The following is an 8,237-nucleotide window of genomic DNA, read 5'->3' as shown; positions in this document are numbered from 1 at the left end:
GCGCGGTGATCTCGATCCAGGACATGGGCGCGGCGGGCCTGACCTGCTCGGCCGTGGAGATGGGCGACAAGGGCGGCCTTGGCGTGCGGCTCGACCTCGAGAAGGTGCCGCAGCGCGAAAAGAACATGACCGCCTACGAGATGATGCTCTCGGAGAGCCAGGAGCGCATGCTGATGGTGCTCGACCCCTCCAAGGAGGCCGAGGCCAAGGCGGTGTTCGACAAATGGGATCTCGACTTTGCCATCGTCGGCGAGACCATCGAGGAAGACCGCTTCCTCATCGTCCACAATGGCGAGGTGAAGGCCGACATGCCGCTGTCGCGGCTGTCCTCCTCGGCCCCCGAATACGACCGCCCGTGGGAGCCCTCCGCGCCCGCAGAGCCGCTGGCCGACGTGCCGCAGATCGATCCGATCGACGGGCTGAAGGCGCTGATCGCCTCGCCGAACTATTGCTCGCGCGAATGGGTCTACGAGCAGTATGACAGCCAGGTCATGGCCGACACCATGCGCATCCCCGGCTTCGGCTCGGGCGTGATCCGGGTGCACGGCACCGACAAGAAGCTCGCCTTCACCTCGGACGTGACCCCGCGCTACGTCAAGGCCAACCCGGTCGAGGGCGGCAAGCAGGCGGTGGCCGAGGCCTACCGCAACCTGACCGCCGTGGGCGCGCTGCCGCTCGCCACCACCGACAACCTCAATTTCGGCAACCCCGAGAAGCCCGAGATCATGGGCCAGTTCGTCGAGGCCTTGCGCGGCATCGGCGAGGCCTGCTCGGCGCTCGACATGCCGATCGTGTCGGGCAACGTCTCGCTCTACAACGAGACCGACGGCCAGGGCATCCTGCCGACCCCGACCATCGGCGCCGTGGGCCTGATCGCCGCAGATGAAGAGCCGATCCTCGGCTATGCCCGCGACGGCCACGTCGCCCTTCTCGTCGGCGCCGCCGGCAGCCATCTCGGCCAGTCGGCCCTGCTGGCAGAGGTGTTCAACCGCGAAGACGGCGACGCGCCGGCGGTGGATCTCGCCGAGGAAAAGCGCAACGGCGAGTTCATCCGCGCCAATCGCGAATGGATCAAGTGCTGCACCGATCTCAGCGACGGCGGCCTTGCGCTTGCCGCCTTCGAGATGGCCGAGGCCTCTGGCGTCGGCGTGCAGCTCGACAGCGCCGACACCGCCGAGCTCTTCGGCGAGGATCAGGGCCGCTACCTGATCGCCTGCAGCTTCGACGCCGCCGAGGCGCTGATGATCGCGGCCGGTCAGGCCGGTGTCACGATCCAGACCGTGGGCCGCTTCCACGGCGACAGCGTGAAGCTCGGAGGTAGCGAGGCACCGCTTTCGGAGCTTTCCGGGATTTTCCGCGCAAGCTTCGGGGCCCTTTTCGGCTGAGGCCAGACGCGAGGCCGCGCCACAAAATTCAGCAATAACGGGAACCGTTACTGCGACAGATCAGCGCCCGCCCCTCGGAACCGAGGGGCGGGTTTCTCATTTTGATAAACTATTTATGCATTTCAAGGCCTTATTAGCGTTGCGCATATGTAATGGCACTATTGCAAAAACAAATAGCACATCTTAGAGACGTATTTAGTAGATAGCCCGGTATCGATTCCGACAGTGCTCAGAACACGTTCCTGTCTGTCTCATCCGCGGATTTTATGCGGTTAACGACCTCGTGGTCTCTGTAAGGTACCGAGCAGACAAAGATGAACAACTGGGACGATCTGCGCTTTCTCGTGGCGCTGTCCAAGACCGGGACGATGACCGCCGCCGCCAAGAGCCTCGGCACCAACACCGCGACGGTATCCCGACGGATCGAACGGCTGTCCGAGACCCTCGGCATGCCCGCCTTCGTCAAGACCTCCGATGGCTGGCGCCCGTCCGAGGCGGTGGCCTCGCTGATCAACCTTGCCCAGAGCTTTGACGGCGAACTGCAGGCGGCGCTTAACACACAGGCCGCCAACACCGATTCCGAACCGGTGACGATCAGCGTCGGCAGCCTGCCGATCATCACCTCGATGGTGCTGTTTCCGGGCCTCACCAAGCACAAGGCGATGCTCGACGGGGTGCGGCTGAACTTCTCCGACCGGATCTTCCGCGAGGGGCTTGGCGACAGCGATCTCGTGCTGCAATGCAACCGCCCCGAACAGGGTCGGATCATCGCACGTAAGGTCGGCACACTCGATTTCCGGTTCTACCGCTTCGCCGACGCGCCGCTTGGCGAGGACTGGGCCGGCCTTGGCGAGGGTCACGACGATTCGCCGCTCATGCAGTTCGGCCACAGCCATTTCGGTCGCGAACCCAAGCTGCGGGTCGACAGCCTGATGGCGCTGCAGCGCCTGATGAAGGTCACCCAGTTGCCCGGCCCCCTGCCCGAACTGCTGGCGGCGGACGATCCCGACCTCGTGCCCCTGTTCCCCGAATCCCCCTCGCGACACGAGGAATGCTGGCTATTTTACCACGAAAGCCGCCGCAACGATCCCGGCATGCGCCGCGCCGTGGACTGGATCATTCAGTGCTTCGACGACGTGACAGGCACAACTGGAGCGAGCAACTCGTAACGCCAGTCGCGTTTCTGCAACGACAGGCTTTCGGCATTCGATCTTGGCAGATGGCACTCAGTGCCGCAGTTTCCTGACAAGAAAAAACACGATCGAAAATCGAGCAGTCCTGAATGAACACCACCCTTGCCGTGCTGCAATGCACGCTGCGCATCGCGCTGGCCATTTTCCTTGGCTACACCGTGATGAGCACCATTTTCGCCACCGATCCGATGCAACTCGGCTGGTATGTCTATCCCCAACATGTCGGGCTCGCGGCCTCGGCGCTCTGCGTGCTTCTCGCCACGGTGAGCGTCTGGCTGATCTTCGGCGTCCGCACCCGCGTCGTCGCGCTGCTGGGGCTGGCGCTCTTTGTCGGGCTCGAGGTCGTCCTCCCGGGCCTGCACGCCACCAGCCGCGAGGCGCTCATGAGCAGCATCTACGTCATGCTTCTGGGCCTGCCGCTCATTCTTTTCGGCGGCGGCCGCTTCAGCATGATGCGGGCCGGCTGGCGCGAGGTGCTCTGAGCCCCGACCAACGACAACAAAGACGCAAAGCGCGAAGACGACCCTGACTGGGCGGCCCCTGAAAAGGCCGCCCTATTTTTTTGCCCCGGCCACCGGAGCGCGCGATCTAGCGCTCAGACGCTGTAGATCGCCCCGAACTTCTCTTCGAGATAGTCGAGCAGCGCACCCTCGGACGGCTCACCGCCGCAAGCCCGCGAGATGACCTCGCGCGGCTCGTAGAGCCCGCCATATTGCTGCACGTTCTCGGCCAGCCATCCGGTCGCCGCGCGCAGGTCGCCCTGCGCAAGCTGCGCGTCGAGATCCGGCACCGCCTGACGCAGCGACGCGTGCAGGCAGCCGGCATAGACATTGCCCAGCGAGTAGGTCGGGAAGTAGCCGAACAGCCCCGCCGACCAGTGCACATCCTGCAACACCCCATCCGAGGGCTTGTCGACCTCGTAGCCAAAATCCGCAAGGAAACGCTCGTTCCACGCCGCCTCGAGATCGTCGACCTCGAGATCGCCGGCGATCAGCGCGCGCTCGAGATCGAAGCGCAGTAGGACGTGAAGGTTGTACTGCACCTCGTCCGCCTCGGTGCGGATATAGCCGTTCTGTACCCGGTTCACTGCGGCATAGAAGGCGTCGGGCCCGTCGAGCCCGAGATCGCCATAGGCCTCCACCATGCGCGCATAGAGCCAACCGGTGAAGGCGCGCGAGCGGCCAAGCTGGTTCTCGTAGATCCGGCTCTGGCTTTCATGCACCCCCATCGACACGCCCGCGCCCAGCGGCGTGAAGCGGTAGGCCTTGCGCACGTTCTGCTCGTAGCAGGCGTGGCCGACCTCGTGGATCGTCGAGTAGAGGCAGTTGAACGGATCGAGCGCGTTGGTGCGCGTGGTGATGCGCACGTCATCGCCCGAGCCCGAGCTGAACGGGTGCACCGACTTGTCGATGCGGCCCCGCGACATCTCGTAGCCGAAGGTCTTGGCGACGGTCAGCGCCAGCGTCATCTGCGCCTGCTCGTCGAACGGGCCGCTGAGCGCGGTCGGCTGGGGCTTCTCGAGCACCGCCTGCCGCAGCGCCACCAGGCGCGGGCGCAGGGCGCCGAACATCTCGGCAAGCTGCGCCGCAGTGGCGCCGGGCTCGTAATCCTCGAGCATGGCGTCGTAGACATCGCCGCCCGCCGCCAGCGCCGCGCCCTCCTCGCGCTTGAGGCTCACCACCTCGCGCAGCACCGGCGCGAAGGCAGCAAAATTGTCGTCGGCCCGCGCCTCGGCCCAGACGCGGTGCGCGCGCGAGGTCAGCCGCGCCAGATCGCTGGCCAGCTTGGCCGGCACCCGAAGCGTGCGCTCGTAGGAGCGGCGGATGTGGCGCAGCTGCGCCTTGCCCTCGGCGTCGAGCGCCTCGGGGTCGATGGCCTCGAGCCATTCCCCGACACGCGGATCGGTGCGGCGGGCGTGCAGAACCGCCTCCATCGCGGCGATCTCTTCCGAGCGCTGCTCGCCCGCGCCGCGCGGCATGATGGTCTCCTGGTCCCAGCCCAGCCGGCCGGCGACCTGAGCCAGCGCGCCGGTTTCGCGCTGGAAGTTCATCAGGGTCTCGAAAGCACTCATGCGACTTTCCCCCGGATCGATTGGGCCTTGGGATATTGCGCCCCGAAGCGGGCGCGGATGATCAGCACCCAGAGCACCACGGCGCCGATCTGATGGGTGATCGCGATATGCATCTGCGCCACGTAGAGCACCGTGACGATGCCCAGCACCACCTGCAGCAGCATCATCGCCATGACCGCGTTGAAGCGGAAACGGGTGTCGGGATTGGCGGATTTGCGCGCCCGGAGCCAGGTCACGATGCCGAAGACGAAAAGCAGGTAGCCGGCCATGCGGTGCATGAACTGAACGAGCCCCGGATCCTCGAAGAAGTTGCGCCAGAGCGGCACGATATCGAAGGGCTGCGGCGGGAAGAACCCGCCGGCCATCAGCGGCCAGTCAGTATAGCTGCGGCCGGCATCGATGCCCGCCACCAGCGCGCCAAGCAGGATCTGCAGGAAGGCGAAATGCATCAGGCCGGTGCCCATCGAGAAGAGCTTGGCCTCGCGCCCGCGCCGCGCCTGCATGAGCTCGCGCTCGGGGCGCGCCAGCGCGAAGACGTACCAGGCGATGAAGCCGAGGATCACGAAGGCGAGGCCGAGATGCGTCGCCAGCCGGTAGGAGGCGACGGAGACCATCTCGCCCACCAGCCCCGAGGCCACCATCCACCAGCCGATCGCGCCCTGCAGCCCGCCGAGCACGCCGAGAAGCAGCAGTCGCCCGGTCCAGCCGGTGGGGATCTTCTTCGTCAAGAGGAAGCCCAGGAAGCCAAGCGCCCAGACCAGCCCGATCACCCGGCCAAGCTGACGGTGGCCCCATTCCCACCAGTAGATGCTCTTGAACTCGTCGAGCGTCATCTGGTTGTTCATGATGCGGTATTGCGGGCTCTGCTGGTAAAGCTCGAACTCTTGCTGCCAGTGGGTGGCATCGAGCGGCGGGATCGCCCCGGTGACGGGCTTCCACTCGGTGATCGACAAGCCGCTGTCGGTGAGCCGCGTCATGCCGCCAACCACGATCATCGCCATGACCAGCGCGAAAAGCAGCATCAGCCAGAGCCGGATGGCGCCGCGCGCGCCGCCGCGCCCCTTGTCGATCATGCCGCCCGCAGGCTGCGCCTTCGGCGTCTCCGCGCCGACCTCCTCGAAGAGCTTTCGCTGTCCGGCCATGCCTCACCTCTGCTTGAGTTTGGAGCGGACGATAGGGCCGCCCCCCTGTCGCTTCAACCAAAGAGCGCCATTGTGACGCAGCGCTCCGGGCGGCGGCGTCAGCCGCGTTCCTTCCACCGCACCATCTGGCGCAGGATGCCGTGCAGGGTGCGCACGTCCTCGCTGGTCAGCGGCATGCGCGACCAGAGATTGCGCAGCGTGAGCTTCATCGCCGGTGCCTTGTGATCGGGGAAGAAGAACCCGGCCTCCTCGAGCCGCTGCTCGTAATGCTCGGCGAGCTTCTCGACCTCGATGCCGCTGGCCCAGGCCGCGCCCGCCATCTCGTCGCGCCGCGCCTCGATCTCCGCGCTGGCCCGGCGCCACTCGTAGCCACAGAGCAGCACGCATTGCGCGAGGTTGAGCGAGGGAAACTCGGGGTTCACCGGCACCGAGATGATGGCATTGGCCTGCGCCACGTCGGCATTCTCGAGGCCTGCGCGTTCGGGGCCGAACATCACCGCGACGCGGCCGCCCTGCGCGATGCGCTCGGCTGCGGCCTTCATCGCCTCTTCCGGCGAGTAGACCGGCTTGGTCATGCCGCGCTGGCGCGCGGTGGTGGCGAAGACGAGGTCGCAATCGCCCACCGCCCCGGCCACGTCCTCGCTCAGCTGCGCCTCGTCGAGCAGCCGCCCCGCGCCGGATGCCATGGCCACCGAGGCCGGGTTTGGCCAGCCGTCTCGCGGGCTCACCAGTCGCATCCGGTCGAGCCCGAAATTCCACATGGCGCGCGCGGCGGCACCGATATTCTCGCCCATCTGCGGGCGCACCAGCACGAAGGCGGGCTGTTTCATATCGCTCGGCATGGCCTCTCCTTTGTCTCGCGCGCATCCCTAAGCGCCGGGCAAAACAAGGGCAAGCACGCATCGCCCGATCCCGCCCCGCGCCGCCGCAGGAAAGCCCTTGCCCCAGCCTCCGCAAGCGTGCCCTACCCCATCTTCTCTTCGTCAAAATACTCCCGCCGGAGGCGTCCACCCTCCCCAACCGCGCCAAGGCCAGCCCCTGCCCAAACCAGTTCCGCCACCAGCGACCCTCCGCCAAACCCCGAAAAGCCGCTCCCCAAATCGCCCCCATCTTCTCTTCGTCCAAAAATACTCCCGCCGGAGGCGTCCGACACCACCCGCCCGCTCCGACGCCGGGCCACCGCCGCAGCATCACCCCCCTCCCACCGCCACCGCTCACCCGCTACACTCCCGCCACATGCCAGACCGGAGCCCCCATGCCCCACGATGAAGGCCTTGCCGAGACCCTGCGTGCCGATCTCGACGGCATACCCGACCTGCGCGAGATCGCGATGTTCGGCGGGCTCTGTTTCACCACCCGAGGCCACATGATCGGCGGCAGCTTTCGCGATCACGCCCTCTACCGGGTCGGCAAGGAGCAGGTCGCGGAGGCGCTCACCCTTCCCCACACCGACCGCATGCGTCTGGGCGCGCGGGTCATGGGCGGCTTCGTGACGCTGGACGACGAGGGCATCGCCGATGACGCCCTGCGCGCCCGGCTCACCGCCATGGCGCTGCGCTTCGTGGCCAGGCTCGATCCGAAATGAACCCGCCGCCCTGACAGGGGATCTGCGGCAAGCCCTTGGCACCGCTGCGCCACTCGGTGTATGGACGCCGGAGCTTTCCGGAGAATACCCTCATGGCCGAGACCGATCTGCCCCAGCTCTACCTGATCACCCCGCCGGAGTTCGATCTCTCCGCCTTCCCGGCGCAGCTCGACGCGGTGCTGAAGGCGGCGCCGATCGCCTGCATCCGGCTGGCGCTGGCAACCCGCGACGAGGACCGCATCATGCGCGCCGCCGACGCGGTGCGCGAGGTCGCCCATGCCCATGACGTGGCGCTGGTGATCGACACCCACGTGGTGCTGGCGCAGCGTCTGGGGCTCGACGGGGTGCATCTGACCGACGGCGCGCGCTCGGTGCGGCTGGCGCGCAAGGAGCTCGGTCCCGACGCCATCGTCGGCGCCTTCTGCAGCGCCTCGCGCCATGACGGCATGACCGCCGGCGAGAACGGCGCCGATTATGTCTCCTTCGGCCCGGTGGGCGGCGCCTCGCTGGGCGACGGCACGCTGGCCGAGCCCGATCTCTTCGAATGGTGGTCGCAGATGATCGAGCTGCCGGTGGTGGCCGAGGGCGGGCTCACCGCCGAGCTCGTGGCAAAGCTCACCCCGGTCACCGATTTCTTCGGCATCGGCGAGGAGATCTGGTCGCAGGACGACCCCGCCGCGGCGCTGACGGCGCTCGTCGCCGCGATGGGCTGACGCGCCCCGCGCGATCGGAACAGGCACCACTCCGGCACGCGCGTCTCTCGCAGACGCGACACTGTAGGGCGCGACACGCTCGTCACAGGCCGCGCGCCGCGCCGCGGCGCGCCCCCCCGCGATGCGGACGCCGGCCGCCGCGCAACCC

Annotated in this window: 8 protein-coding genes; 5 read left to right on the top strand and 3 right to left on the bottom strand. The window is 67.0% G+C overall.

All coding sequences use genetic code 11. The features are described from left to right. The 3 genes from AC6RA4_RS20880 to AC6RA4_RS20870 form a co-directional block, all read left to right on the top strand. Positions 1-1,385, top strand: a 1,385-nt coding sequence (locus AC6RA4_RS20880; protein ID WP_500163609.1) for an AIR synthase-related protein, incomplete at its 5' end; no start/stop codon positions are given. Positions 1,386-1,699: 314 nt separating this feature from the next. Beyond that, positions 1,700-2,554: a LysR family transcriptional regulator gene (locus AC6RA4_RS20875; RefSeq protein ID WP_500163607.1), complete on the top strand. Its 855-nt coding sequence runs from the start codon at positions 1,700-1,702 to the stop codon at positions 2,552-2,554. Between the two features lie 113 nt (positions 2,555-2,667). Then, positions 2,668-3,060 carry a hypothetical protein gene (locus tag AC6RA4_RS20870; RefSeq protein ID WP_500163605.1) on the top strand — a complete coding sequence of 131 codons (393 nt, stop codon included), beginning with the start codon at positions 2,668-2,670 and terminating at the stop codon, positions 3,058-3,060. 113 nt (positions 3,061-3,173) lie between these two features. Here the strand turns inward: AC6RA4_RS20870 and AC6RA4_RS20865 are convergent, their stop codons facing one another. The 3 genes from AC6RA4_RS20865 to AC6RA4_RS20855 all read right to left on the bottom strand — a co-directional run bounded on the left by AC6RA4_RS20865 (position 3,174) and on the right by AC6RA4_RS20855 (position 6,633). Then, on the bottom strand, positions 3,174-4,649 hold the full coding sequence (locus AC6RA4_RS20865; protein ID WP_500163604.1) for a carboxypeptidase M32: 1,476 nt from the start codon (positions 4,647-4,649) through the stop codon (positions 3,174-3,176). Continuing rightward, complete coding sequence (gene ctaA / locus AC6RA4_RS20860; protein ID WP_500163602.1) at positions 4,646-5,791, bottom strand: heme A synthase; 1,146 nt, start codon at positions 5,789-5,791, stop codon at positions 4,646-4,648. The genes AC6RA4_RS20865 and ctaA overlap by 4 nt, the downstream gene beginning before the upstream one ends. Before the next feature lie 98 nt (positions 5,792-5,889). After that, entirely contained in the window at positions 5,890-6,633 is a 744-nt protein-coding gene (locus AC6RA4_RS20855) for an RNA methyltransferase (RefSeq protein WP_500163601.1), read from the bottom strand. A gap of 413 nt (positions 6,634-7,046) precedes the next feature. Between AC6RA4_RS20855 and AC6RA4_RS20850 the strand changes: the two genes are divergently transcribed. Together AC6RA4_RS20850 and AC6RA4_RS20845 are read left to right on the top strand one after the other, a co-directional pair. Further along, a complete protein-coding gene (locus AC6RA4_RS20850) occupies positions 7,047-7,376 on the top strand; it encodes a TfoX/Sxy family protein (RefSeq protein WP_500163599.1) in 330 nt (109 codons plus the stop codon). A 92-nt stretch (positions 7,377-7,468) separates the two neighbouring features. Further along, entirely contained in the window at positions 7,469-8,089 is a 621-nt protein-coding gene (locus AC6RA4_RS20845; protein WP_500163598.1) for a thiamine phosphate synthase, read from the top strand. Positions 8,090-8,237 lie beyond the last annotated feature (148 nt).

The sequence above is a fragment of the Salipiger sp. genome, assembly GCF_059781815.1.
The sequence above is the reverse complement of the archived record's forward strand: the minus strand, read 5'-3'. Positions and strand labels throughout refer to the sequence as shown.

What these genes read in the sequence shown, in the direction of transcription:
- AC6RA4_RS20855 (WP_500163601.1), bottom strand. Translation starts at nt 6,633, where the DNA reads ATGCCGAGCGATATGAAACAGCCCGCCTTCGTGCTGGTGCGCCCGCAG.
- AC6RA4_RS20845 (WP_500163598.1), top strand. Translation starts at nt 7,469, where the DNA reads ATGGCCGAGACCGATCTGCCCCAGCTCTACCTGATCACCCCGCCGGAG.
- ctaA (WP_500163602.1), bottom strand. Translation starts at nt 5,791, where the DNA reads ATGGCCGGACAGCGAAAGCTCTTCGAGGAGGTCGGCGCGGAGACGCCG.
- AC6RA4_RS20865 (WP_500163604.1), bottom strand. Translation starts at nt 4,649, where the DNA reads ATGAGTGCTTTCGAGACCCTGATGAACTTCCAGCGCGAAACCGGCGCG.
- AC6RA4_RS20850 (WP_500163599.1), top strand. Translation starts at nt 7,047, where the DNA reads ATGCCCCACGATGAAGGCCTTGCCGAGACCCTGCGTGCCGATCTCGAC.
- AC6RA4_RS20870 (WP_500163605.1), top strand. Translation starts at nt 2,668, where the DNA reads ATGAACACCACCCTTGCCGTGCTGCAATGCACGCTGCGCATCGCGCTG.
- AC6RA4_RS20875 (WP_500163607.1), top strand. Translation starts at nt 1,700, where the DNA reads ATGAACAACTGGGACGATCTGCGCTTTCTCGTGGCGCTGTCCAAGACC.